Raw genomic sequence first — 26,065 nt, forward strand, 5'->3', positions numbered from 1 at the left:
GTCCATTCTCTGTTTAGCAGGAGCAGTGTGTTGTCCTCCACCTATCTTTCCGTTAATATAAATGGAAAGCTCAGGAAATTATTCAATCTTTCAAGAAGAGCAGGAGGACAATTGATGAACGGACAACGAGGCATAACTTCGGAAGATCTGTATCAGATGACATGGGTTAACGATCCGGTTCCGTCTCCTCAGGGTGGGAAGCTGATCTATGTTAGCCGGCAAACCAATAACACACATGACGGTTATCGTTCCCACTTGCGAATGCTTGACCTTGGCACTCAAAAAGACAAGCCCTTCACTTTCGGGGAACAGGATTATTCCCCTGCCTGGTCACCGGATGGCTCTCAGCTTGCTTTTATCCGTAAGATTGACGGACAATCCCAAGTATGGCTAATGCCTGCGGATGGCGGAGAAGCTCAACAGATCAGTGAGCTGCAGCATGGGGTGAGTTCTTTTTTATGGTCGCCTGATGGCAGCAATTTGCTTGTAAAGTCTACCGTGGATGATTCTCCAAAGCAGCAGATGAACTTAGCGGATGTACGCGAGGAAGGCAGCGTAGAGAACCTGCTTCCTCAAGAATTAATCGTTGATCGTATTCGTATGAAATCGGATGAGCGTGGATTGTGGAATGGCAGATATGCTCATCTTTTTGTAATTGCTCCTGTAAGAGCAGAGGCTATAGCTGTAACATCAGGTCCGTATGATATTGGAGATTATGCCTGGTCACCAGACGGCAAACACATTGCATGGATTACTCATATCCCCGAAGAGGGCGAGCATCACAGCGATTTTTCATTGACCAATCATGTGTATATCTCCAGACCCGACGGAACCAGCATACAGCAATTAACCGCTGAAGGGTATACATTCTATCGGCTATGTTTTGCACCTGATGCACAATCGCTGGCCCTTCTTGCCAGCGATCGCACTTATGGCAATGCTACCCTTGCGAAGCTGTATACACTGCCTATCTCAGGTGGAGAGCCTGTATGTTTAAGTTCACATTGGGACGTGCAGTTGAATCACAGCCTTGTGGGTGACATGCGCTCCCATCTCGTGCCTACTGGCCCGGTGTATTCGCGAGACGGCTTATCTATTCTCTGTCTGGCCAGTATCCATGGCAGTGTACGCATTGCCAGGTTTCCATTAGATGGAGGCCATGCCGAATATCTGTCACCTGATGAGTGCGAGGTGTACCAGTTTGCTGAACTGGAACAGGGACAGATTATAGCCGCTGCAGCAGACACACAGCATCCTGGTGATCTGTATTGGTATGAAAGCCCGGATGATCCTGAACGCAAAGCGGTACGTCTTACGTTGAGTAATCCGCAGCTTGAGCAGGACATCCGGCTGTGTACACCGGAAACCTTCTGGTTCGATACCACGGATGGGCTGCGTGTGCAAGGATGGATCATGAAACCTCATGGTGTGGTGGATGGGGTCAAGGTCCCGACCATTCTTGAGATTCATGGCGGACCTCATATGATGTACGGCTTCACATTTATGCATGAGTTCCAGCTGCTGGTTGCACAAGGTTATGCTGTAGTATATATCAATCCACGCGGAGGGCTGGGATACGGACAGCAATTTGTGAATGCATGTCGCGGAGATTATGGCGGCGGAGATTATCGTGATCTGATGGAAAGTGTAGATTACGCTATATCCCGTTATTCGTTTATTGACCCCACCCGACTTGGTGTCACGGGTGGCAGCTACGGCGGCTTTATGACCAACTGGATCGTAGGACATACCCATCGCTTCAAAGCGGCTGTCACTCAGCGTTCCATCTGCAACTGGCTGTCGTTCTACGGTGTCAGTGATATCGGGTATTTCTTCACGGAGGATCAGATTGGCGGTAATGCGTGGGATGAACCCGAAAAGCTGTGGAAGCATTCGCCGCTTGCATATGTTGGAAACGTGCAGACGCCATTGCTCATTCTCCATGGGGAACAGGATCTTCGCTGTCCGATTGAGCAGGCCGAGCAGCTCTACGTTGCCTTGAAACGTCGCAAACAGACGACACGTCTCGTTCGTTTCCCTGGGGCCAATCATGAGCTATCTCGGGGCGGCCACCCATATCTGAGGGTTCGGCGGTTAGAGCACATCGCAGGCTGGTTTAACGAATACCTGTAATTCGCCACGTGAGCAGCGATACAATTCCAGCTAAGGACATGTATCATGCATACTTTGAGAATGAAAGGATAGAGCAGGTACACGCCTGAGATTTAACTAAAAATACGAAGAAACACACTCTAGCGAGTCTCGCTTCAACGATCGTAAATTGACCACAAGAAGGTCAGCTAAAAGTCAGCTAACCTGATCATACGAAAAGCCGTTTGCCTGTAATTGCTCCTCCTCACAGGCAAACGGCTTATACTCTTTTATTGACTGGCTGAGACGTCAGTACACGCCTATTCTTCTCCCCAGATCACCGTGATCTCATTCAGATCCTTATTTTCCGCAGACACATTGCCTGTAATCGTAACCGCATACTTTCCTTCTTCACGGCCGATAATGCTGAATTCATCAGCCTGAATATCCTCACTCTTCTGGGTCAGATTTTTGGTCTGATAATAGTTTTTGTAGGATGTTCCAATCGTCGTCAAGCTCTCCTTGGTTGTGTAGGTAAGCGATACCTTTTTGTTGCCGTCCACGGTGCTCTCAATCAGGCTGGTTGCTTTTGCATCCTTTGGCAATGGAAAATCCGCCGGTAGATATTTGGACTTTACTCCTGTTGCTTGTGTGTTGGTTCCTGTTGAAGGAGAGGTTGATTCACCCCCACCCGTTGAGGACGAGCCGCCCGAAGAACTTGAAGAACCGATGCTTACCTTATTCGCCTTGGCATCATACTTGACTTCGGTCTTCAACGCCTCGGCAATGGAACGAACCGGCAGATAGGTACTGCCTTGATATGTAATCGGCGCGAGCTTCTTGCCCTGATCACCTGTCGGCGTGAAGGCTTGTCCGTTGACTTCTATTGCAAGCCCATGGTTCAAATAAGCCTTGATTGTCTCCAATTTGGTTCCAGCATACACACCCGCTGATCCTGTCAGCACCATGCCAAATACACTTGCTCCAATCAGCCACTTTTTGTTCTTCATATTCATGTCGCCTCCAAGTCCAATATAGATATATACGTATAAAGACATTGATTCAATACATTTAATGACAAGCTCAATTCTTATAGAACCGTATACTTCAATTCATCTAACAGTGTGATTTATCCAACAATCCGGGAGCACATGATTGTTTGTATTTCATTTAGCCATATCATAAGCACATGCTTGGACGTTGTAAACGTTATCTCGCCAAATCAGGACTTGGGACACATAAAAATGGTTTGGAAGTTGCGAAAATAGATCATGTATCGGATGATATATGTGATGCTGTTTTAGATATTTTTCTAGAAAACACAATGCAATCCCAACTCAAGGAGGAATTCTAGTTATGATAAATCAGAGCACATTCAATACCCCCATTGGCCGCTTATCCACCGCTTCCGAAAAATGGGACGGGCTGGAGCACATCTTTGGTGTGACGGACGCACTCCCGATGTGGGTTGCTGATATGGATTTTGCCGCTCCCCCTTCTGTAATTAAGGCCCTGCAGACACGGGTGGAGCACGGTGTTTTTGGATACACCCAGCGGACCGATGCCTATCATGCCGCAGTCATCAACTGGATGGAGCGCCGCCACAGCTGGAAAATTCAATCAGACTGGATTGTGTTTACACCAGGGATCGTACCTGCGCTCAGTATAGCCGTACAGCAATTCACTTCACCTGGCGATGCCGTAGTGATCCAAACCCCGGTATATCCTCCCTTTTATGAAGTGGTAAGAGGCCAGGGCCGGGAGCTGATCACGAATCCACTGATCGAAAAGCAAGGGCAGTACACGATGGATTTGGAGCAGTTGGAGACAAGCCTGCAGACCGGCAAGGTCAAAATGCTGATTCTCTGTAGCCCTCACAACCCGGTTGGACGGGTGTGGACTCGAGAGGAACTGGAGGCACTCGCTTCGCTGTGTCTGAAATATAATGTGCTCATCGTATCGGATGAGATTCATGCTGATCTTGTATATGAGCGCGGGGCTCATACACCCCTGAGTCTGATCTCGGAGGAAATTGCAAATCACAGCCTCATCTGCACAGCACCAAGCAAAACGTTTAACATTCCCGGCTTGTGTACATCCAACATTATTATTGCAAACGCTGAATTGCGAGAACGCTTCGCTCTGGGTGTACGTACGATGGGTCTGTCCAGCATCAGCACATTCGGTGCTACCGCAACCGAGGCTGCATACGATGAAGGCGAGCAATGGCTCGACCAGTGTCTAACATACATTCGCGGCAATATGGAATATGTGCAGCAATACGTTACAGCGCATATGCCTGGCATCAGCGTGCTTCTGCCAGAAGCAACCTACTTGTTATGGCTGGATTTCCGCGGATTAGGCATGACTCATGCGGAATTAACCCACAAACTGCTGCATGAGGCCAAGCTTGCTTTCAACGATGGCACTGTATTCGGGGCAGAAAGTTCCGGGTTTATGCGTATGAATGTTGCCTGTTCACGCGCTACGATTGAAGAGGCGCTGCGCAGGTTATCTGTACTGTCCAACAAGTAACCCAAAGCTGCTCCTGCCGTCTCGCCATGTAGCTTCATGGATGGACGGCAGGAGCACCTTATCGTTTATCAATACCCTGAAAAGCTGCACGAACGGTTCAAACAAGCTGCATCCCATGTTTCAAATCCATACAAGGGTAGTCCTGCCCGTTTACTTGGGACGAGTGTTAACCTCCTGACCGACCTTAACGTAAATTGCAGATATCCTCTGCTCTAGTGTATAGATGGATTGTCTCGCACTCGCCCATTTCTCAGCCGCAGCTGCGAGTGAATTCACAGCAGTCAATGTACGTGCCGGACTATCCTTTTTCAAGCTTTGCTTGAAGCTCCGCAATCCATTGGAATATCGCTCTCTGGTCAAGCTGACTTGCTTTTGGGCTGTCTGTATCTGCTTCTTCACAGCATTCGCTGCATTTAACATCGTTCTCAGACGCTTGATTTCAGCATTCTTCCGCTTTCGGGCCTCAGCCAGGTTTGCCTTCCTCGTTCGAATATCCTCCCTTGCCAGCTTCATCAGCGGCTTCAGCGCCTCGGCCTGGGATTGAAGGGCAGCCCTCCACTCCTTGTTCTGAGTCCCTTGGCGGCAGACAGCTGTCTGTTTAAGGAGCTGTAGAGGTTGAATAAAGGCTCATAACGCGCCTGCGTGTGATCAAGCGACTCCTGAAGGGCGGCCAGCTTGGCTGCATCCGTCTCCCGGATTAACCTTCGAAGCCGCATAAGTTCATCGGTGTTGGCTTTGTGAAGCTGCTTGATTTTTTGCTGCCACTGCCCCTCCTGCGTCTTCCATTTCCCGACGCTTTCATATGCTTGCAGCAGAGAACGCTTGGTTGCTGCATCAGCCTTGTTTAACAGGGTATCCCAAGCTTTCTGTGCATTGACATTCAGTTCAATTCCCTCTCCATGCACAGTTGCTACATCCCAGATTATTCCTACTCCGAACATAAACATGAATAAGATAACCCAATGAAGCAAGCGCGGTTTTTTCTGTGTTCCAATTGCATATAATCGCTGGTCTGTTTCGGATACACGTCGTTGTTTATTCATCTTAGTTTCTCCCCCTCATTTCATCAAAAATAGTGAATAAACCAGCGTCGCTATGCGTACTGAACCATTCTGATCATGACAAAAAAGCACCCGTAAGTCAGGCTTTTGCCTGTTCCTACGGGTGCTTCCCCATCAATACATGTCATATGAGATTCAGTGAAATAACGAATCGCCTGGAGCTTTACTTTTTCTAATATATTCCACTAAAAGCATCTGGTCAAGCTAAATTCTCACACCACTCACACATCACTAATTATCCAGCAAAATGGCTCTCATGTCCTCAGTCAAGTCGTCCTCTCTTAACATCATATACGTGTTCTGACCTCTGATAAAATTGAGTTTGATCTGATAGACCGTGTCGTTCTCTGTGTAAAAATCGGCTCTTTGGCGCTGGAGCAGCTCACTAATAATTTTTTTGTTTTTGGTCACGATCATTTTCTTGCTTTGGGGATTACCATCTATAAACTGTGGATCAGCATAGACCATTTTGAGGTTGCCCGGACTGTTGATCTCCTGTTTGATGAATTGGGCAGTGGTGATCTCGTCTGCAGACACCCGCAGCTGATCGTAAAGTTTGTTTTGTTTTAGCCATTCAATCAATCGACTATAGCTCGGCTTGATCTCATACGTTGCGCTGCGATTGACACCATCCAGCAACAGTTTGGACGAAGATTCCGGGAAATTCATATAAACTTCAACGGACGCAAATGTCTCCCAAGGTGACAGCTGATCTTCGTACGATTGTTCCAGAATTTCTTCCTTCAACAAAGCCTTGAATTCACGAATCAGCTGCAGATTCGTAATAAACACAGTTCGATCGCGGTGGTAACCCGACCGGATACCGATATTACGCACATCACCGTCCAGGAAATATGTCTCGTACCTGGTCGTTTTGTAATCTTCCCAGTTTTTCATATTCATCAGCTCTTCCTGGAACCGGGACGTAGGAATGAAATATTGCCGTGATAGTTTTTCACCATTTTTCAGCTGATAATCAATCCTGACTTCTTCTTCATCATGTACAACCCGGTTCACACCCATTGGACGCAAAGACAGGTCCGAATCTACGATTTTCTGATGAAGTGTAACTACAGCGTCAATATATCCTGTATTTGTGGAGTAGAATCGATCCTCGTCTATCTTTATATATTGATTATCCACATAAGTGAAATGCTCCCCGCCAATCCGCACCTTCTCCACACGATCGCTCGTCGGCACATTGGATGCATAACCGTTCCAGTCTGCAACAGGCACGTACAGAACCAGTGCGACAGCTCCCGCGTATACAGCAAACTTTGGCAGTAAGCTCCGGCCCCAGATCAGCCAGCTTTTGCGAATAATCATCTCGGCTCCCAGGTATCCGGCAATGCCACCGATGATGTATCCTACGACACCCCAATATTTGGAACCGTTGGGTTCAATCATTGTAAAATAGGCTCCGCTGATCAATACAACTGTAAACATAAATCCAAAACGGAAGATCGGCTTCACCATGCGGAACGTTATCGCCTGTGTTGCCGACTCTACATGACGTTTACGATAGAATATGTACGTCAGAACAACCAGGATTACCGTCATTGCAGCATAGATCCCGAGTTCGCCCCAGTCTGGCGGAACATAACCCAGATTGCTGATTCGGAGAATTGGAGATATATCTCTACTACCGAATTCGAATTTATCATTCGGGAAACCTGATAGATATCGGTTCAAGTGTAGTCCAAAAACTCCCAAGAACACGATCGGAATCAGGCAAATACCGTATACTGTAAGTCCCTGTAAAACGGACTGTCCAATACACATGCCTACCGCAACCGTCAGCGTAAACATGAACAAGGAGATTATACTCATGGTCACGCCCCACATCCAGACTGCTGTGCCATCAAAAATATAGGCAGGCTCCTCCAGAATTGTGGACACCCACCCGGTAACTCCAGCCGTAATCCAGATGGGCACCAGAATCATGACCAGGCCGGTTAACAGGTTCATCGTAAGCAGATGTTTACGCTTCAGCGGCAGACTGTGATACAGATCGGCAGGTCCGCCAGCCTGAATATATCGGAACAGGAATAGCCCCATCACTACGGGTATGCTTATCGCAAAGAACCAGAGTAATTCTCCTCTTACCTGAAACAAACTGGTGATTTCTTCTGCATTTTCCCGATATGTGGTACCGATGGTGAGTGGAAGAGATAATAATAAGAGAAGCAAATAAACAAGGCCAAGCCAGCCGTGCTGCCTGAAGTTTTGGTACAGGATGCCGCGGTTAAAGTACAATCGGTTGAATATCATACCCAGCACCCTCCATTTCATAGATAAAAATTTCCTCCAGCGTCAGCGGCAGCACATCCAGCAGATACGGATCATGCAAACGGAATTGGGCGGTAACATCCTCACGATGACCTTTAACAATGTACAAGGAAACACTTCCTCTTTTTTCTTCATGCAAAATGTGAATATGTTCTTTCAGCAACCCGGCATGATCCGGGTGACGAAAGGCAACCTGAATTTTATGCGTATCGGCCTTGAGGTCATCCAGATCTTTCTGAACGATTATCTTGCCCTTATGCATAATTGCAACATGATCGCAGAGGTCTTCAATCTCCCGCAAATTGTGCGAGGAGATGATGATTGTCACTTGGCGCTCGGCGGATTCCTGGAAGAGCAGATTTTTGATCTGCTGGCGCATGACAGGGTCGAGACCATCAATCGGCTCATCCATGAGCAGAATCTCCGGCATACAGCTGAGTCCCAGCCATACCGCAGCCTGGCGGCGCATGCCTTTCGACATGCGGTGAAGCTTGCGTTTTACATCCAGTTTGAAGACAGAAGCCAGCTGCTCGAAACGCTCATCGCTCCATCGCGGATAGACGGAACGGTAGAATGCAGCCATGTGAGTAATCGTCGATTGCGGGAAAAAGGTAGGCGCATCTGCCATGAAAATTGTGCGACCCTTCAGGTCCAGATTCTCGTATATTTCAGCCCCGTCAATGCGAACCGTGCCTCGGTCCTGACGATATATGCCGGCAATGATTTTGAGCAACGATGTTTTGCCTGCCCCATTGGAACCAAGCAAGCCGTAAATCGAGCCTTTATGTATGTGCATCGTTACACCATCGACAGCCTTTTCCTGTTCAAAAGCTTTGCTGACTTGATTCAGCTCAATCATGAGACACCTCCCTCTCTATACGGGCCATCGCTTCTTCAAATAAAAGAGTCAGTTCCGCTTTGGTTAAACCGGAATACGAAGCTTCAGCTATAAGTTTCACCATTGACTCCCGGATCTCATCTTTCATCGCCTCATTCGGATGTTCCACAGATGATGATACGAAGCTCCCTTTACCCGGTATGGAATAAATATAACCTTCACGTTCCAATTCACGGTATGCCTTCTGAATCGTATTCGGATTCACAGTGAGCTGCGTTGACAAGGCTCGTACGGACGGAAGCTGCTCGTCGGGTTTCAGGATACCGTATACGATCATTTCCTTGACTTTATCCACCAGTTGCTCATAGATCGCCTTACGGCTGCGTACATCCAATTCGAACATCCGGCACCTCCTCTCATAACATGTTTATAATTACTGTGCTGTTATTACTTCTGTCGAGCCTATTACGGTCGGTGATATCGTTGGTGAAGTCGAGGTGCTGCTGGGATGCTGGGATGCTATCCATTATGAAAATCACCTTCAGTAAGGTTCACCTGCTACCTACATTGCTGCTTCTTCCTGCTGGTTGCTGGTTGCTGGTTGCTGGTTGCTGGTTGCTGGTTGCTGGTTGCTGGTTCACCTGCCGCATACGTGGTTGGAATTCCGTTTTAGATCATCGAACCACCGCACCAACCGTACTATCATTAATAATACAGTTGATACAGTTTGTCAATATGTTATATGGATTCAATGCCAGGTTAAGAAAAAAATACAGCATCAATAATTATGATATAATTTACATATTTAACATCAAGAAAGCCTGTGTTTGACGAGTGAATCTGTAAGATCCGTTAGGCTTTTTGTGTAACCTAAGGGGACGTTATTCGTTCTGTAGAACTGTGCTTCGGCAGATCCAACGTTCCCATTTACGCTTCACGCCAACCGGGTAAAAAGGGAATACATGTAGACTGGTTTATGTGGCTGAGCTCAGCTTTTTCGGCCAAGGTATAGTCTGGCGACTATTGCGTGTCTTGAACCCTATTGAAGTGCATCTTTTACCGCCTTTTCGCCTTCTGCTTCGTCACCTTCCCTTGACGTACCCCCGGCACGCCTGAGGGAAACTTCCTGACTTGGAACAAAAATGCGACCAACTCTATTTCCTTCGTCGTTTCCAGACACGTCCTAATGTAATTTTATGCTGTAAGTCGTCTCTCACTTGTCCTTCTCGTACCCCTTCGTTATGATGATAGAAGCTAACTTTGTTAAGCAGGCATAGGCATAGCTACCGTGGGATGACTTACTGCGGGTTGAGCTAATGTGGGATGAGCTAACGTGGGATGACTTACCGTGGGTTGAGTTACCGCGGGTTGAGCTAACGTGGGATGACTTACCGTGGGTTGAGTTACCGCGGGTTGAGCTAACGTGGGATGACTTAACGTGGGATGAGCTAACGTGGGATGACTTAACGTGGGTTGAGTTACCGTGGGATGAGCTAACGTGGGATGACTTAACGTGGGTTGAGTTACCGTGGGTTGAGCTAACGTGGGATGACTTAACGTGGGTTGAGTTACCGTGGGTTGAGTTACCGCGGGTTGAGCTAACGTGGGCTGAGTTACCGCGGGTTGAGTTATATTGGGTTTCCTTTGGGTAAGATTTGGTTCGAAATCATTTTGAGCTTTTATTGGAAATTCCGATCTGTGACTCGATCTGAAAGTCGATTTGAGAGTGGAGTTAGAAATAGATTTGAACCGCATCCTACAACGTTTCGAATCCGTCCACCTCTCGCGCACATTTCAGCAATTTGTTTATCAAAAGGTGGACACTGTTTTAAAATAACACACCACAACCTCCAATCTACATATAGATCAATAAGTATATTATATTGAATATATATATCTATATATAGAAATGTAATGATAAGCTGGCATGTAGTACCCTTTTGAAAAAAGTGTCCACTCTTTGAAAGACAAAAAAAACAGATTTGTCTTTTTCCAATGGACAGGAGATAGCATCATTAGTCTTTATTATCTTTATAATGTAACAATCATGCAGCTGATAGCTGATAAATCATAACGTCTTGATAAGGAGCATTCCAAATATGACTGAACAGCATCATCCTGATGAACGTAACAACAGCCACGTTCATCCCCCCGCTGACGGCGGCAATTTTCCAGAGCATAACGTTAACATGAAGGTCTCAACAACTATAGTTAAGGGGACAATTGGTACAACTGGCAGCGACACAGATACGACTGTAGGCACATCCGCTGCGGTGGAAACAAGTCCGTTAGTTTCTGCGAACGTATCGGGTAGCTCGGCACGCGTACTGATTGTGACCGCAGTTGATGCGGAAAGGGATGCGATTCTTCGGGGGCTGGGCGATCACGCCTCAGATCGCTTTGATGTGGTGGCGGCGGGCGTTGGCCCTACCTCGGCCGCTGCCGGAACTGCCGCTGCCCTAGCTTTTGCTTCAGCAGCGGCAAGTGCACGTGAACTGGCGCCAGGCTTCGCGGCGTCAGTGGAATCGGATGCGGCACAGGCATCTGCCGCATCCTGGCCGGGGCCCGCACGCGGGACCGGCGACGGATCACCAGCCTACGGGCTGGTGATCAGTGCCGGCATCGGCGGCGGGTTCCCCGGCCGTGCGCCCGTCGGCTCCCTCGTGGTAGCCGACGCTATGGTTGCAGCCGATCTGGGCTCGCAGACGCCAGACGGCTTCCTCTCTGTGGACGAGCTCGGATTCGGCTCGTCCCGTGTGGCGGCGGACGCGGAGCTTGCCGCGCGCCTTCGCCATGAGCTGCAGCGGGCAGGGCTCGCTGTCAGCGGAGGCACTGCGGTCACCGTGTCCACGGCGACCGGAACTGCGGAGACGGCCGCGGAGCTGCTGCGCCGCGTGCCGGATGCTGCCGCCGAAGGCATGGAGGGCTTCGGCGTCGCAACAGCCGCGCAGCAGTTCGGCCTGCCGGTGCTCGAACTGCGCGGCATATCTAACGCGGTCGGTCCACGCGACCGCGACGCTTGGCGCATCAAGGATGCCCTGGATGCGCTCCAGGCTGCAAGCTCTATTTTACGGGAGGTTATCACATCATGAATATTGCTTTTTCCCCTTGTCCTAACGATACTTTTATCTTTCACGCCTGGGTTCATGGCTTGATTCCAGGTGCACCTGAGCTTGAGGTTCGCTATGCCGATATTGATATTACCAACGGCCTTGCCGCCAGTCCACTCGGACCCGATATTCCGGAAGTAATGAAAATCTCCTATGCTGCGCTACCCTATGTTCTGGAAAATTACGCTTTGTTACCCGCTGGAGGCGCACTCGGCAGAGGCTGTGGCCCTCTGGTGTTGACAGCTAATGGCACTACCGATCCCGCATACCTGTCTGGACGCCGGGTTGCCGTACCAAGCGAGCGCTCTACAGCCTATCTGTTATTCCGTCTATGGGCTGCGCAAAATGTACTCGGTGGTGTGGGTGAAATTGTTGTTATGCCTTTTGACAAAATTATGCCTGCCGTGCGCGATGGCCAGATTGATGCCGGACTGGTCATTCACGAAGCACGTTTTACGTATCAACATTATGATCTCAAACTGATGACCGACCTCGGCAATTGGTGGGAAAGTGATACGGGGCTGCCAATTCCACTCGGTGCCATTATAGCTCGCCGTGATCTGGATGCTCACGCATTGGCTGACTGGGCACGCGCTTCGGTCGAGTACGCCTGGGCTCATCCTGAAGAATCAAGAGCCTATGTCATGAAGCATGCACAAGAAATGGACCCGGCTGTAGCTTCTCAGCATATCGAGCTGTATGTCAACGAATTCAGCGCAAATCTGGGCGAGGATGGATACGCCGCAATTACTGCTCTACTCGGACGAGCCATGAAAGAAAAGCTGGTTCCCGAGTTCGACCTGAACCTGTTACGGATTTGATTGCTGAGCTAAGCTGCGTGAGAGAGTTACTATGTAAAGTGCTACTTCCTTCGCAGAGCTGATGTATTCACTCATTCAAAAAATATTTCCGTGGATTTTGCGGGATCCCCGCCTGGGATCAACATCGAAGTAGTGTGTGTCTACCGCTAACGATCCTGACAGACCTTATTTGTCCCTTTTTCGTGGTCTGCCGCAGCTAACGATCTCCAGAAACCTTATTTGCCTGAAAATCACTCGTTTTGACCTCGATCTGGTCTAAATGATTGCAATAGCGTTCCTACGGATCGTTAGAATTTCGAAACCACTTCATTGGTCTAAATAGCGTGGCTGGAGACCGTTAGAATTTCTCAGCCTGAACTTGAGACAATATTCAGCTTGGTATAGCTTATTGCATCTGCCGCGTATTGTGCGTATTGTGCGTATTGCGCACACTGCGCATTATGCATCACTACTAATTGTTTACCGCTAGTTATTTATACGCTGCATGCCAAAGAGCAGTCCTTTTCGTCGGCTTACGACTTCAAGAGGACTGCTACTTTGTTTATGATTATAAGGCAAACACGTCTACGAGTAAGCTGTTCTTTGTTCCTCGTTCCTTGTTCCTTGTTCCTTGTTCCTTGTTCCTCGTTCCTTGTTCCTCGTTCTTTGTTCCTCGTTCCTCGTTCCTCGTTCCTCCTCTTATGCTGCATCCCCAAATGCAGCGGGATATCCGATGAATGCAATCGTTATTCTACCTCCACCTATGCAAGATTCCCGTCTTCCTCGCTCCTCGATCCGAACCATCGAAATGTGCAGCTTGTCCAGACCATATACTACGCTGTGTCTGAAAACGCTGACGGAAGCAGTTTTGCTTGCTGTTCGTTCCAAGCCGGGAAATTTTCCGCAGACGTGCAGGGGCACGTTAAAGCAAAGTGACACAGCAAAGGGAGAACAGCTGGTAAAAGATGCACTTCATCAGTTTCAAGATCCCCCTGGCAATGGGCTGCTAAAACTTCACGTTTCTTTTTGCTTCAGTCTTCGATTCAGAGATTACGGCTCGAATCATAACATGTAGTGCGTCGAGCATCATAGAAAGAGGCAAAGACGGTACAGACGGCGCCATAGCAGCCATTTCAGTGGAAGCCGGAAAATGTACAAAGCCCGCCTGCACAGGCAGGTTCTCTATCCGAATGTAGTCCAGCACCCGATACATCGTGTTATTACATATATACGTGCCCGCCGTATTCGAAACAGCAGCGGGGATGCCCGCAGCCATCATATCGTTGACCATCTCCCGGATCGGCAGGGTGGAAAATAACCCGTCTGGACTTCCCGCCGCAATCGGCTCGTCCACAGGACGCTGACCCTGATTATCCGCATAAGCGCCGGACGGTATATCTTTAACATTAATCGCGATGCGCTCCGGTGTTATCGCTGTTCTGCCTTTCGCCAGTCCACATGCAATAACAACATCCGGCTGAAAAGCCTCCATCTCCGCAATTAGCAAATCTGCACATTCATCAAAATGCACGGGCAGCAGCACGGTTTTGAATACAGTCCCCTCCACTTCTTCATGTTCCAAAGCCTGCATCAACGCTCCTGTTGGATTCACGGCATCCCCGCCAAAAGGCTCAAACCCGGAGATCAAAAATTTCAACATTCGCCCTATTCCCCCTCCTGATGTACAAATAACAATCGACACTCATCATCTATCCTCGCTCATTATTCCTGACTTTCCTCTCCCCATGCTACGAAATCTTAGCGTTGAACTCCGCCAAGGAGCAACAGGAACGCACAAAAAGCGAATGCATCGCTCTCGTGCACCTGCTCACATCCAACCACGTCCACAAGGCGGCTCATCACACATCAATATGTCTTGTTACACTATGCCTTCTTGCGATACGCTCTCGCGTAATCCTGATCACTCCGATTTGTAACGCAATCCCCACTGGCGACGAACGGTGTCCATCAGCTTCATAATTTCGAGCGATTCATCCAGCTTCATGGTACTGCTCTCCATGCGTCCCTGCAGAATACATCGTCCAGCCTCCTCTGCTTCAAATGCATATCCGATACAAGCTCGGTCATCCACATATTTTCCCGGCTCGTCCTGGCCGTTCACGTGTAAGTATGCTTCCTTACCTGCCAGGAAAAAAGGTAGACGAATACGGCCTTCCGTGCCATAAATAACAGCCTCATTGTTCAGATTCAAGCGAATGGCACCATTCAGCGAGGCCGAACGCCCATCAGAATAGGACAACAATACAGAGAATTGCTCATCCACCCCGGTCTCCCCGATATGTGCAGTACTCCATACATGCTGCGGCTGTTCGCCAAAAATCATTGATGCAAAGGAGATCGGGTACACCCCCGCATCCAGCAGGGCGCCGCCGCCCAGATCCGGGTTAAGCAAACGTCCTTCCGGCTCCCAGCCAATACGAAAGCCAAAATCCGCTTGTACCATCCGCACTTGTCCGATTCGGCCTTCTGCAATCCATGCACGCGCTTGAGCAATCGTAGGCAGGAAACGGGTCCACATCCCCTCCATAAGAAAAAGCTTTCGTTCCCGCGCCGTTTCCACCAGCTGCTCCAGCTGACGAGAATTCATCGTAAACGGTTTCTCACAGAGCACCGCTTTTCCTGCCTCCAGACAGGCCATCACATTTTCCTTATGCACCGGGTGCGGTGTTGCCACATATATGATATCGACCTCAGCATCTCGCAGCAGTTCATCATATGAAGCGTAAGCGTGTTCAAAACCATATTCTGCTGCAAACTTCTCCGCGCTACCTGCAGTTCGTGAACCAACTGCTGCTTTTATTGCGTTGCCGGCATGCTCCAGATCTTTGGCAAACTGGGATGCGATCCACCCTGTGCCCATAATGCCCCACCGAACCTTTCCCCGTTTCGCTGCATGCATCATAAATACGCCCTCCCCAATGCTAATTTGGCTGTTACCAATCTATCACTTCAGATCATTCCATCCAGTCCAACATCGTATCTCTCTTATTTTACCAAAAATCGTCAGAAAATGATGCTCTCGCGTATTACATTTCATTTCCGCAACAGATTTGCTAAGATGAGTTCAAGCTCGTACTCGTATAGATGATATGAAAGGAAGGTACGCCATGAGCAGCAGAACGAATATCAACCATAACCGCATACCTTCACACAACACACTGCCTGAACGCCCTAGCGGCAATAAAAATAAACGCTCCCTCGCTGATGCCGAATGGGCTATAACGCAAACGGGCAGCACCACCAACTCTGCAAGCACTGCCTGCATTGCCGACTTCGCAGGCACTTCAGGTACTTCAGGCATTTCGAGCACTTCAGGCACTTCAAGCACTTCAAGCACTTCAAGCACTTCAAGCACTTCAGGTACTTCAGGCACTTCAAGCACTTCAGGTACTTCAAGCACTTCAGGTACTTCAAGCACTTCAGGCACTTCAAGCACTTCAAGCACTTCAAGCACTTCAGGCACTTCAAGCACTTCAAGCACTTCAGGCACTTCAGGCACTTCAAGCACTTCAGGCACTTCAGGCACTTCAGGCACTTCAGGCACTTCAGGCACTTTTGGCGCTATCGACTCTACCAGTTCTTCAAACACTACCAGCTCTGCCGGCTTTGCAATCATTGCCAACTCTACCACCACTACTATGCCTATGGCCGTATCTGCATCAACGGAGGCCAACAAGACAAATGTGGTCGCAGATCAGAGCAAGTCTGCTTCTTCAAGTTCGAGCTTACATACCGAGCTTAAACCTTTCTTGAATGATGCCTTGCTTGAACTGCGGCAAGCGAAGCATATCAACACACGCCAGCAGTTGCACTGGCATCAAGCCAAGCTCACACACCACACTTTTATATACATGCACCGCTTCAATGGCATCTTGAATGTCAACGGCGAGACGTCTCGTATTATCCGTAAATCAGCCTGCCTGCTCACACCTGGAACAAGCTTGGAGCTTGTATCTGATGCGGATCACGAGGCTGAGCTCTACACTATTGAGTATGATCTGTTCCGGGCAATTGAGAAGACAGAAGCCAGACGCATCTATGAACGTGAACTGCATTCACCTGTTACCGGATGGATTCAGGGGCCTTTTTACGGCATTCAGCGCATTGCTGCACAGCTGACTGAACTCGCACAATCCGATCATGAAGCCGCATCCTATGATATCAAGGCACAGCTGCTCCTAACCGACCTGCTCTATCTGCTCTGGCCTGAAGACAATACGTCTGCTGCCGCTGAAGAGAATCGAAACAGCCCCGAGGCATGGCTAAAAACAACCCTTCAATACATGCAGCAGCATTACATGCATGAGATCAAGCTGGATACACTTGCCGAGCTGGCGGGCATGCATCCATCCTACTATTCACAGCTGTTCAAAAGCCGAATGCAGAAAAATCCGATTGAGTACATTACACATCTGCGGATGAACCGGGCCAAGGAGCGGCTGCTGACCTCCAATCTCCGCATTCGTGATATCGCGCGCGAGGTCGGGTACAGGGACGAGTTTTATTTCAGCAGACGCTTCCGCAACTATGCCGGATATGCGCCAACTGCATATGCCAAGCAGGTTCATCGCAACATTGTATCCCTCTCCTATCCGTATACAGACCATTTGATGACCCTGGGTATTACCCCATGTGCAGCTCAGATACAAGGCCATCTGCCGCACCTGCCTCACTCGCTCAAGCTGCCTTTTCATGCATATGAGCCTTGGGAGCAGGGGCGTCAGGCTTTCCTCGATGTGCAGCCCGAGCTGATTCTGACCAAGGATAATGCCGCAGCAAAAGCGATGGAGCATATTGGCGATGTCGCTCCCATCATTACAATTCCGTGGAACGAAACGGACGTCTTCGGCCATCTGGAACGCATTGCTTCCATTGTGGATCGAACGCGGGCGGCCAAAGACTGGCTGGACGGGCATGAGCGCAAGGCCGAACGCGCACGCAAGAAAATCAAGGAGCTTGCAGGCAACCTTACAGTTGCTGTAGGTACATTGACCTCCAAAGGGCCACGCATGTACAGTCATCGCAACTTCGGTCATGTGTTTTATCGCACGCTGCAGCTCAATGCTCCCCGGCGTATTCAGGCTGAATTGCAAGGAAAAGCCCCTGGAATCGGCTATAACTGGATGCCCTTTGCCCCCGGAGAATGGGACGGTCTTGAAGCTGATGTGCTGGTGCTTGCGGTGGACAACCTGCATAATCGAGCAGCATTGCTCAAACAATTAATGAATGATCCGTTATGGAGCAGCCATCCTGCCGTTCGCAGCGGGCGTGTGCATCTCGTGGACTGGAGCGCATGGGTTGTCTATGCGCCATATTCCATCAACATCCAGCTCGAGGAAGCGCTCTCGATGTTGACGAGCAGGCCTATACTTTTGTAATCTAAAAAATGTCCATTTCCCAAATCTTAATTTATGCCATGTACGGGCCTGGATTAAGATTTTATAATATTCACTAATTGATAATGATAATCAATAACAGCGAAAGATGTTATTTGTTATAAAGGAGTGACCCGTATCCAACATCCGGGACTGCCCCAGCGCCCAACTCATGTTAAACGATCCGCAGTAACGGTTGGCCTGATGTTTCTGTCCGCCGCCTTTATCCTGTTGATCAGTATGTTTATTGCCATCTCATTGGGAGCCAAAGGGTTAAGACTTGAAACGGTGTGGAATGCCGTATTTCATTACAATCCGTCTATGACATCCCATCAGATCATTCATGAGCTGCGACTGCCACGCGTACTGGCTGCGGCTGTAATCGGAGCAGCCTTTGCTGTAGCGGGAGCGCTAATGCAAGGTATTACTCGCAATCCTCTGGCCGATACTGGCATACTCGGCATTAATGCCGGAGCAACCTTTGTCGTAGCCCTAAGCTTTGCCTTCTGGCCGGGATTACCATACGGCTGGATTATGCTGCTATCCTTCATCGGGGCAGTGCTGGGCACCCTGCTCATCTTCCTGCTCGGGATGGCTGCTCCCGGAGGGCTGAGCTCCATCAGACTGACCGTCGCCGGAGCAGTCATTGCCGCGATGCTCGGTTCATTAAGCACAGGCGTCGCCATTTATTTTGACCTCAGTCAGGATCTGGCCTTCTGGTACGCAGGAGGTTTTGGAGGTATCGAATGGCGTCATCTACGGCTGATTCTTCCCGCGCTGCTGCTTACACTGCTGTTGACCATGCCGCTTGCGAGACGTGTCTCGCTGATGTCACTCGGTGAAGAAGTTGCTCTGAATCTGGGGCTTAATCTGCGCTGGACCCGCATACTCGCTCTGGGTGCTGTCGTTGTGCTCGCGGGGGTATCTGTCTCGGCAGTAGGCTCCATTGGCTTTGTAGGGCTCGTTATCCCGCACATGTCCCGCAAACTGGTGGGGGTAGATTATCGGCTGATCATCCCGATGTCCTCCCTTCTCGGTGCGATCCTGCTGGTGCTGGCCGATCTCGGGGCACGCATTGTGAATCCACCTCAGGAGCTGGCGGTAGGGATCATGGTTGCTTTTGTCGGCGTACCGTTCTTCCTCTATCTGGCCCGTAAAGAAAGGAGGGCTTTGTAGTGATGAAACGGAGAATTACATCCGCAGCGAGAGCTCTTGGCAGGTTCAATCAGCATCTCAATCCCGTCTCCCGTGGCAAGAGAGCACTGATCGTCAGCGTTGTACTGCTCTGTCTTGCGATACTGGTCATCATCATCAGCCTGAATACGGGCACTGTGCGAATGTCACCGTTGGCTGTGCTACAGACCTTTCTCGGTCAGGGTAGTGAACAGGATCAGATGATCCTGTTTGATTACCGCCTGCCGCGAATACTGGTGACCATGCTCGCCGGAGCGGGATTAGGAATCGCAGGTGCTGCACTGCAAGGAATTACACGGAACGCCCTTGCTGACCCTGGCATTCTGGGTTTACATGCCGGAGCTGCATTTGGGCTTATCGTGTTTGTCAGCCTGTCATTCAGCATGGATACCTCTGTCGCTCTGTTGATCCCGCTCTTTGCTTTTGCCGGAAGTGTGGCTGCTGCCCTGATCATCATGCTGCTGTCCTACGACAGACATAGTGGAGTGTCACCGATTAAGCTTATTCTGGTCGGTATTGCTGTCGCCGCCGGATTCCATGCGCTTACCTTATATCTGTCGCTGCGTCTGGACGAGGACACGTATTCCTTTGCTGCACGCTGGCTTGCAGGCAGTGTGTGGGGCCGCGACTGGATTCATGTGCAGGCTTTGCTTCCGTGGGTGGTGCTGTGTATCGCCTATATCTGGAGTCGATCCAAAACGTTGGATGCTTTTCATCTGGGCGATGCCGCAGCAACCAGCATTGGGACACCTGTCCGTTCACGTCGCATTCTGCTATTACTCTGTGCTGTAGCCCTATCCGCAGTCAGTGTATCCATGGCCGGAGGCATCGGTTTTATCGGACTTGCCGCCCCGCATCTGGCCCGCAGACTGGTTGGGCCAATGCATCGGCACTTGATTCCGGCCGCCGGACTGATCGGCATGGTCATTCTGGTGACCGCCGATACGGTCGGCCGAACGATTTTTGCACCAAACGCCATTCCAGCGGGTGTGGTTGTAGCCGCAATTGGCGCACCCTACTTTTTATACCTGCTGGTACGGACCAAATAATCAATGAGCCATTCCATACACCTATACACCTGAATTGAAAAATTCAATTTCATCGACAAGATGAAAATCCAAGAGAAGCTCAAGGAGAATAACAAATATGTTGAAAAAAAATCTAATGCTATTGCTGACCATCAGCCTTGTGCTCGTTCTTGCAGCCTGCGGAACAGCCAAAACATCCACATCGGCCTCAGGCGATTCTAACAAAAATACAAACGTGAGCACCCCGGCAGACAGTACAAGCCCTACCGCCTCTTCAGGTGAACCTCGGATTGCATCCATGTCCATCCACCTGACCAATGATTTGCTTTCCCTGGGCATCACCCCGGTTGGCTCCGTCATTGGCGGCGAAGCAAAGGGTTTCCTGTCCCATGTCGCTGACCGCCTGAAGGATACAACACCGCTCGGTCCGGTGAAAGACCCGGACATGGAGGCGCTGCTTGCCCTTAAACCTGATGTGATCTATCTGGATGAAGAATTTTCCGGTGACGATGTCGCCAAATTCGAGAAAATTGCACCTGTGCATGTATTCAACCTCGACAACGGTACTTGGCGTGATCATTTGAAGGAGATTGGCAAGCTGGTGAACCGCGAGCAGCAGGCCGAGAAGTACATTCAGGCTTATGAAGCGGAAACGAAGGAAGTGAAATCTCTGATTCATAATCAGATCGGGGATGGGAGCGTGATGGCGATTCGTGTCACTGCCAAGGAGCTGCGTGTATTCAGCACACGCCGTCCTATGGGTCCTATACTGTACGATGATCTCGGTTTGACTCCAGCCAAAGGCATCAAAGAAATGGATGCCTCCAAGCCGTATCAGGTCGTATCACGTGAAGTGTTGCCGGACTACGATGCTGATGCCATCTTTGTTGTGGTGAACTCGGACGATGAAGCGCAAACGATGTTCAAGGAGCTGCAGAACAATCCGATCTGGCAAGGACTGAAGGCTGTCAAAGCCGGACATGTATATCCAATCGGGGCACAGCCTTGGCTTGATTATTCCTCGATTGGCAACAAGATGGCGATGGATGAGGCGAAAGAAATGTTTTCTAAAAAATAAACCACGCCTCACGCAACGCTAAAACAATAAAAACCTCGCTTCGGCTACCGGAATCACGTTAACAAGACAGTGAGCATGATCGTCATGCCCCTGCTCTATAGACATAGGGATGAACACTCAGGAGTGTCGCCTCCCCCTGTGCCTTGCGTATTCCTTGCCAAGCTGAGGTTTTTTTATTTTTATCATAGCCATCACACGGTACATACAATGATCTCTATATCCATATCTGCAAACGTATTCTGAATAATGCTGCTAACCTTCTCCCATTTTAACCTGTCCAGCCCACAACCAATTCGGGGCATGGCCAGCCTTGTAATCCCCTGCTCTTCACAGACTTTCCGCATGGACTCCACTGCCTGGGTTAATGATATATATGTTGGTTTATTAGAGAATTTTGCTTTGGTAACCAGATTCAGCGTCCGTCCAGCCGGATAACATCTGCCAATCTTCAGCGGCTCCTGCCCGGCCTGCTCCTGAAGGGATTGCAGATCAAATCGCTCCCGAAACTGCACGGCGATCCCCTTGCCCATCCGTGCATCAGCCGATATGCAGTGTGCCAGGGCATAGTCCTCCTTCAGTTCAAACAAATCCTGCTGCCGTTCATCAAACTGCATGTAATATCAATCCTTTCCTGCGATGTGGATTAAGCTCTACCACTCCGTTCCCTAGATTGGAAGGTTATTCTGTCTCGATTAGTGTGTGTAAAATCTTCAGTTCAGCTTATATAGTATTCGGCGGAACGTTTCCAGCGTTTGTTGTCCTGCACTTCGGTCAAATACAGCAAATATGATACGCTCGAAATAATCACTGTATCGCTCCTCAACCAGTACATCTGCAAAATACGACGCTACCTGTGCAGGCTCATTTTGAAATACACCACACCCAAAGGCCCCCAGCACAATCGTTCGATGACCTTGAGCAGCCGCAACCTCCAGAATATATCGAATACGTTCCTTCATCACCCCCTGAATCTGCTCCTCCGTTGCTTCGTTCCGCTCCTTGACCACACCTGCATTAACCGCTGGCGCAGTAATGAATGAGCTGTTATAGTATTGATCCAGCAGTCGATCATCGTCATCCCGAATCACAGGCACATGTGGCGAGTAGATCATATAGTCTGAATAGAGACAAGAGCGCTGCTTGCGATTATACTCATACATCTCATGCATCTGGGCAATACACGGGTATAGCCCGGTTGCACGTGCCAAACTTTCCTCCTGAGCCTGACTTCCGCCAAGGAATCCGCCGCCCGGATTTTTGGCCGATGCAAAATTTAGACACACAACATCCGTTCTTCCTTCCTCCAGCGTCAGACGGGCAGCCGCCGCCAGTGTCGTTTCTCCGGTTACTTCGATGCTCGCCGCTTTTCCATGGGAGACGGTAGACACCGCCCCCTGCTGGTTTCCTGATGAGTCGACTTGCTCTCCTTTGCGCAGCTTTTCCTTCAAAAGAGAAAGCTCTGCTGGGCGATAGAGCACTGATCTCTGAATAGCTTGCTTCATATCCTCCTGAATATGAACGGCTCGATCATATCCGTTAACGTACACCCCTTCTTCCAAAATCTCCAACGTTTGATGCGCAATGCGCGAGCGCCCGGAACGTGAGTTTACGCCAGTTCGACCTGCTGATACATTAGAGCTATTAGCCCTATTAGCCTTAATATTGTATTGGTTGAATTTATTATTTCTCTCGGAATGACTCATTTCAAGCACCTCCTATCTCTTCTCTCAGACGTGTCAGAATCTCTCCGAGCCAGTTCGTTCCTCACCAAGTCGAGCGATTGCGAATACGTGGATTGTCCTCGGCAAGCCCCACGCCCCAAATCCGGTCATCCGGGCTTGCTTCCACAAGTGTTGTACCACGAGTAGCCAGCAAAGCCGCCAGCAGCTCCTCGTTCTGAGTAAATTTTGCCTGATTGCCTTCATAAACAATGCGCTGGCATTTGGCTTCCCATACGGTCTGGTCGAATCCTTTGACCTGTCGGCCCAGCTTTTTTTGTACCGATGCCGAATTCGTGCTCATGATCTGCTCTGCGATCTTCTGATCGCCAAAGACCAGTGCCTTCTGTTGCATCATTGCTCCGCACTGGTGTATTGAACCCCGTTCACGATAAAATCAGCCGGATGCCACTGCGAGAACGGTGATGCGGTGTGCCAGAAGAACGTAAACTTTTCCATCCTCATATCACCTCTTGCTTCTTTGCGGTCTAAATAATCTTCTTTGTATTGCTCATTCAAATCTTCTTGGGTCCAGCTTCCAGCTACAAGGTCTCCCTCTCGAGGTTCAAACGATACAAGCGGGATGGACGGTGGCCCGCACTAGCTGTATATTCGCCCGTCTCGATCACCCAATCTGCCATTTTGCGCCGAAAAGCCGCAGCCAGCAGCTTCCTGCCGCTAATGATCTCATACACCTTCTGCAGCGCCGTCAGTGTGAATTTCTCAGGCATTAGATTAAATGCAATATCTGTATATTCAATCTTGGAGCGCAGCCGCTCCAGCGCATAATGAATAATTTGAGCATGGTCAAAAGCAATTCCCTGAGCCTGCAGCAGATTCAGAGTGTTGCTCCGTACACGTCCCTGCACTTGCTCCTTCGTCTCGATTATGGCCGATAACTGCTCTGTCCCATTGCTCAACATGAGTTGAAGTCTGCGTTCTGTCACCCGTCCCTGCTCGTGGATATGCCGTTTCTCCTCTATCAGCCTCTGCTCCACTCGAAACCAGCTTGCCTCACTGGCATCATCGCCGGCTTCAAGTTCAAGCTCACTGCTGTCCACCAATGCCATATAAGAGCAACTGATCACGCGTGTACGCGGGTCACGGCCCACATCTCCCCATGTGTAGAGCTGCTCCAGATAAATGTCATCCAGCCCCGTCTCCGTATGTAATTCTCGCCGCGCAGCAGCCTCCAATGATTCCTGCATGGATACGAATCCCCCCGGCAATGCCCACTGGCCGAGATAAGGGTGACCCCCTCGGCGAATCAGCAGTAACCCCAGCTCCGGTTCCGCAAGCTTACGGTAATTCTCTTGTTCTTCACTGCGAATCGTAAACACCAGCATGTCGACAGTGACCGAAGGACGTTCATACTCTCCTGCATCGTATGTTCTAAGAAATTCCTCTTCGCTAATCCTTTCATGAGACATGATAATGCCCCCAATCCATTATTCTCATTTTGTTATTAACAAATAGTTAATATCAATGAGTTAATAACAATGTAGCATATTCGCCATATACAGATCAACTCACGTGCAATCGTTTCATATTGCACGCGCTCCGGGCAGCCAATGCCCCGTTTCATGAGGCTGATCAGCAGCCGTTCATCATTCAAATGTCAAAAAGCCGTCGCCTTGCTCCTTAACATACAGAGCAAACACGACGGCAATCTTTCTTTCTTTCTTTCTTTCTTTCTTTCTTTCTGGTGATGAGTAGAACTTCACAGCGTAGCTTTCAGAGGCCCGTCCGAGATGGCTTCACATTAAAAAATGCTGTCCGGGACATAGTATATTTTCTGCCCGTTCTTTTTGTTTCCAGGGTCTGAGACAATGGTAAAGTAAACATTGCCATTCTTGGTCTGCACACCCTCAATTTCATGCTTTCCGACATTTGTTATTTTCACAAGAGTCTGATATGTGCCTGAGCTTGAGATTTTAGCAATCTGAGGTGTATCCCCTTCAGCCCCGCCGGAAGTAAATATTTGTGTTTTACCCAGCAAGTCTGCACCCTGAAAAGAACCATTTGGTCTGATAATGCCACTGCCCGACTGTGTGAAGCTGGAGACTGCCGCTTTGATCGCTGCGGAGCTGTCCATCCGAACCTGCTTGTTCTGGTCAAGCAGCCTGTTCAGTGCAGCCGTATCATATACAGACCATACTACCTTATCTGTTTTGGAGTTTTTGTTCTCCCTCGTTTGAATCCGAAATACAGTATAGCTGCTGTTGCCACCGCCATCCACTCGATATGTCGTGCCCTGCTTTGAACCCTTTTTATTTGCATAGTTCATATAAGTGAAACGATGAAGATCGGTATAATCGACTGTTTTGCCAGCCGAGTATTGAAGTCTCGCTACCTGAAGCGACCAATAAGTAGACGTTGATGGATCAGCTTTGGAGCTGAAGTAAAAATAGTTGGCTCCATTGTACGTGTACATATCCAGTGTCTGACAGTGGCCACTGTTTGTAATCGTCATATGATCCACATATTGTGCATCGCTTCCTTTGATCAGCAATCTGGAGAGATGACATGTCCCATTCACTCGTTGCGTCACGTATACATATTTATCTGCGATATATGCCTTTTGCACAGCTCTATCGAACTTGAGCCCTTTAAGATTGTACGCCAGCTTGGCCGAAGCGTTAACCGTTTTTCCCGGAGAAGCGGCAAGAGCAGGCGCGACAGACACCAGTAACAGGATGAATGCGAGTAAAGAAGATATTAACGTTTTCCATTTCATTGCCGTAAAGCGCTGAGATTGATTATTTAACATATCATTGCCTCCTTGATTACCTATGTTTTAAACACATACGCTCTGTTGGACGGGCTCTGAAATTAAACTACACACAATAAATAATACCATATTTTCCATATTACTAAACATCGAACTCCCGAATCACTTATGCTGTATTTTTTAGTACAACCGTGTT

Annotated in this window: 23 protein-coding genes; 8 read left to right on the forward strand and 15 right to left on the reverse strand. The window is 49.2% G+C overall.

The features are described from left to right. Positions 1-114 precede the first annotated feature (114 nt). On the forward strand, positions 115-2,133 hold the full coding sequence (locus DFQ00_RS14875) for a S9 family peptidase (RefSeq protein WP_110897262.1): 2,019 nt from the start codon (positions 115-117) through the stop codon (positions 2,131-2,133). A gap of 278 nt (positions 2,134-2,411) precedes the next feature. Here DFQ00_RS14875 and DFQ00_RS14880 read toward each other — a convergent pair whose 3' ends face one another. Continuing rightward, positions 2,412-3,101 carry a stalk domain-containing protein gene (locus DFQ00_RS14880; RefSeq protein WP_167433735.1) on the reverse strand — a complete coding sequence of 230 codons (690 nt, stop codon included), beginning with the start codon at positions 3,099-3,101 and terminating at the stop codon, positions 2,412-2,414. 346 nt (positions 3,102-3,447) lie between these two features. Between DFQ00_RS14880 and DFQ00_RS14885 the strand changes: the two genes are divergently transcribed. After that, positions 3,448-4,626, forward strand: a complete 1,179-nt coding sequence (locus tag DFQ00_RS14885) for a MalY/PatB family protein (RefSeq protein WP_110897264.1) — start codon at positions 3,448-3,450, stop codon at positions 4,624-4,626. Positions 4,627-4,776: 150 nt separating this feature from the next. On the opposite strand, the gene DFQ00_RS14890 is transcribed toward DFQ00_RS14885, so the two are convergent. From DFQ00_RS14890 to DFQ00_RS14910, 5 genes are all read right to left on the reverse strand, one after another. Continuing rightward, positions 4,777-5,139, reverse strand: a complete 363-nt coding sequence (locus DFQ00_RS14890; RefSeq protein ID WP_110897265.1) for a hypothetical protein — start codon at positions 5,137-5,139, stop codon at positions 4,777-4,779. A gap of 8 nt (positions 5,140-5,147) precedes the next feature. Then, positions 5,148-5,669, reverse strand: coding sequence for a hypothetical protein (locus DFQ00_RS14895; RefSeq protein WP_110897266.1), 522 nt, complete (start codon positions 5,667-5,669; stop codon positions 5,148-5,150). A 249-nt stretch (positions 5,670-5,918) separates the two neighbouring features. Then, positions 5,919-7,958, reverse strand: a complete 2,040-nt coding sequence (locus DFQ00_RS14900; protein ID WP_110897267.1) for an ABC-2 transporter permease — start codon at positions 7,956-7,958, stop codon at positions 5,919-5,921. Beyond that, a complete protein-coding gene (locus tag DFQ00_RS14905; protein WP_110897268.1) occupies positions 7,933-8,835 on the reverse strand; it encodes an ABC transporter ATP-binding protein in 903 nt (300 codons plus the stop codon). The genes DFQ00_RS14900 and DFQ00_RS14905 overlap by 26 nt, the downstream gene beginning before the upstream one ends. Then, complete coding sequence (locus DFQ00_RS14910; protein WP_110897269.1) at positions 8,828-9,217, reverse strand: GntR family transcriptional regulator; 390 nt, start codon at positions 9,215-9,217, stop codon at positions 8,828-8,830. The genes DFQ00_RS14905 and DFQ00_RS14910 overlap by 8 nt, the downstream gene beginning before the upstream one ends. A 1,786-nt stretch (positions 9,218-11,003) precedes the next feature. Here DFQ00_RS14910 and DFQ00_RS14925 point away from each other — a divergent pair. After that, the gene (locus tag DFQ00_RS14925; protein ID WP_110897308.1) at positions 11,004-11,906 is read left to right on the forward strand and encodes a futalosine hydrolase; all 903 of its coding nucleotides are present in this window, start codon (positions 11,004-11,006) and stop codon (positions 11,904-11,906) included. Beyond that, on the forward strand, positions 11,903-12,745 hold the full coding sequence (locus DFQ00_RS14930) for a 1,4-dihydroxy-6-naphtoate synthase (protein WP_110897272.1): 843 nt from the start codon (positions 11,903-11,905) through the stop codon (positions 12,743-12,745). The genes DFQ00_RS14925 and DFQ00_RS14930 overlap by 4 nt, the downstream gene beginning before the upstream one ends. 678 nt (positions 12,746-13,423) lie before the next feature. Here DFQ00_RS14930 and DFQ00_RS29530 read toward each other — a convergent pair. The 4 genes from DFQ00_RS29530 to DFQ00_RS29535 form a co-directional block, all read right to left on the reverse strand. Further along, positions 13,424-13,612, reverse strand: a complete 189-nt coding sequence (locus tag DFQ00_RS29530) for a hypothetical protein (RefSeq protein ID WP_146236180.1) — start codon at positions 13,610-13,612, stop codon at positions 13,424-13,426. A gap of 118 nt (positions 13,613-13,730) precedes the next feature. Next, positions 13,731-14,384: a pyroglutamyl-peptidase I gene (locus DFQ00_RS14940; RefSeq protein ID WP_167433736.1), complete on the reverse strand. Its 654-nt coding sequence runs from the start codon at positions 14,382-14,384 to the stop codon at positions 13,731-13,733. A 261-nt stretch (positions 14,385-14,645) separates the two neighbouring features. Next, a complete protein-coding gene (locus tag DFQ00_RS14945; RefSeq protein WP_110897310.1) occupies positions 14,646-15,644 on the reverse strand; it encodes a Gfo/Idh/MocA family protein in 999 nt (332 codons plus the stop codon). Positions 15,645-15,809: 165 nt separating this feature from the next. After that, a complete protein-coding gene (locus DFQ00_RS29535; RefSeq protein WP_208643787.1) occupies positions 15,810-16,421 on the reverse strand; it encodes a hypothetical protein in 612 nt (203 codons plus the stop codon). Between DFQ00_RS29535 and DFQ00_RS14955 the strand changes: the two genes are divergently transcribed. The 4 genes from DFQ00_RS14955 (at position 16,384) to DFQ00_RS14970 (ending at position 21,420) form a co-directional block, all read left to right on the forward strand. Beyond that, a complete protein-coding gene (locus DFQ00_RS14955; RefSeq protein ID WP_110897274.1) occupies positions 16,384-18,123 on the forward strand; it encodes an AraC family transcriptional regulator in 1,740 nt (579 codons plus the stop codon). The two genes, DFQ00_RS29535 and DFQ00_RS14955, sit on opposite strands and share 38 nt — an antisense overlap. A 201-nt stretch (positions 18,124-18,324) precedes the next feature. Then, the gene (locus tag DFQ00_RS14960) at positions 18,325-19,296 is read left to right on the forward strand and encodes a FecCD family ABC transporter permease (RefSeq protein WP_110897275.1); all 972 of its coding nucleotides are present in this window, start codon (positions 18,325-18,327) and stop codon (positions 19,294-19,296) included. Positions 19,297-19,298: 2 nt separating this feature from the next. Continuing rightward, positions 19,299-20,363 carry a FecCD family ABC transporter permease gene (locus DFQ00_RS14965; protein ID WP_425271029.1) on the forward strand — a complete coding sequence of 355 codons (1,065 nt, stop codon included), beginning with the start codon at positions 19,299-19,301 and terminating at the stop codon, positions 20,361-20,363. Between the two features lie 100 nt (positions 20,364-20,463). Beyond that, positions 20,464-21,420, forward strand: coding sequence for an iron-hydroxamate ABC transporter substrate-binding protein (locus DFQ00_RS14970; RefSeq protein WP_110897312.1), 957 nt, complete (start codon positions 20,464-20,466; stop codon positions 21,418-21,420). Positions 21,421-21,611: 191 nt separating this feature from the next. Here the strand turns inward: DFQ00_RS14970 and DFQ00_RS14975 are convergent, their stop codons facing one another. From DFQ00_RS14975 to DFQ00_RS14995, 5 genes are all read right to left on the reverse strand, one after another. Beyond that, complete coding sequence (locus DFQ00_RS14975; protein ID WP_110897276.1) at positions 21,612-22,034, reverse strand: macro domain-containing protein; 423 nt, start codon at positions 22,032-22,034, stop codon at positions 21,612-21,614. A 96-nt stretch (positions 22,035-22,130) separates the two neighbouring features. After that, entirely contained in the window at positions 22,131-23,123 is a 993-nt protein-coding gene (locus tag DFQ00_RS14980) for a TIGR02452 family protein (RefSeq protein WP_110897277.1), read from the reverse strand. A gap of 61 nt (positions 23,124-23,184) precedes the next feature. Next, complete coding sequence (locus DFQ00_RS14985; protein WP_341866268.1) at positions 23,185-23,493, reverse strand: NADAR family protein; 309 nt, start codon at positions 23,491-23,493, stop codon at positions 23,185-23,187. Positions 23,494-23,680: 187 nt separating this feature from the next. Next, positions 23,681-24,568, reverse strand: coding sequence for an NUDIX hydrolase (locus tag DFQ00_RS14990; RefSeq protein ID WP_110897278.1), 888 nt, complete (start codon positions 24,566-24,568; stop codon positions 23,681-23,683). A gap of 332 nt (positions 24,569-24,900) precedes the next feature. Continuing rightward, entirely contained in the window at positions 24,901-25,908 is a 1,008-nt protein-coding gene (locus tag DFQ00_RS14995) for a helveticin J family class III bacteriocin (RefSeq protein WP_110897279.1), read from the reverse strand. Positions 25,909-26,065 lie beyond the last annotated feature (157 nt).

It is taken from the genome of Paenibacillus barcinonensis (assembly GCF_003217495.1).
Classification (GTDB): Bacteria; Bacillota; Bacilli; order Paenibacillales; family Paenibacillaceae; genus Paenibacillus; species Paenibacillus barcinonensis.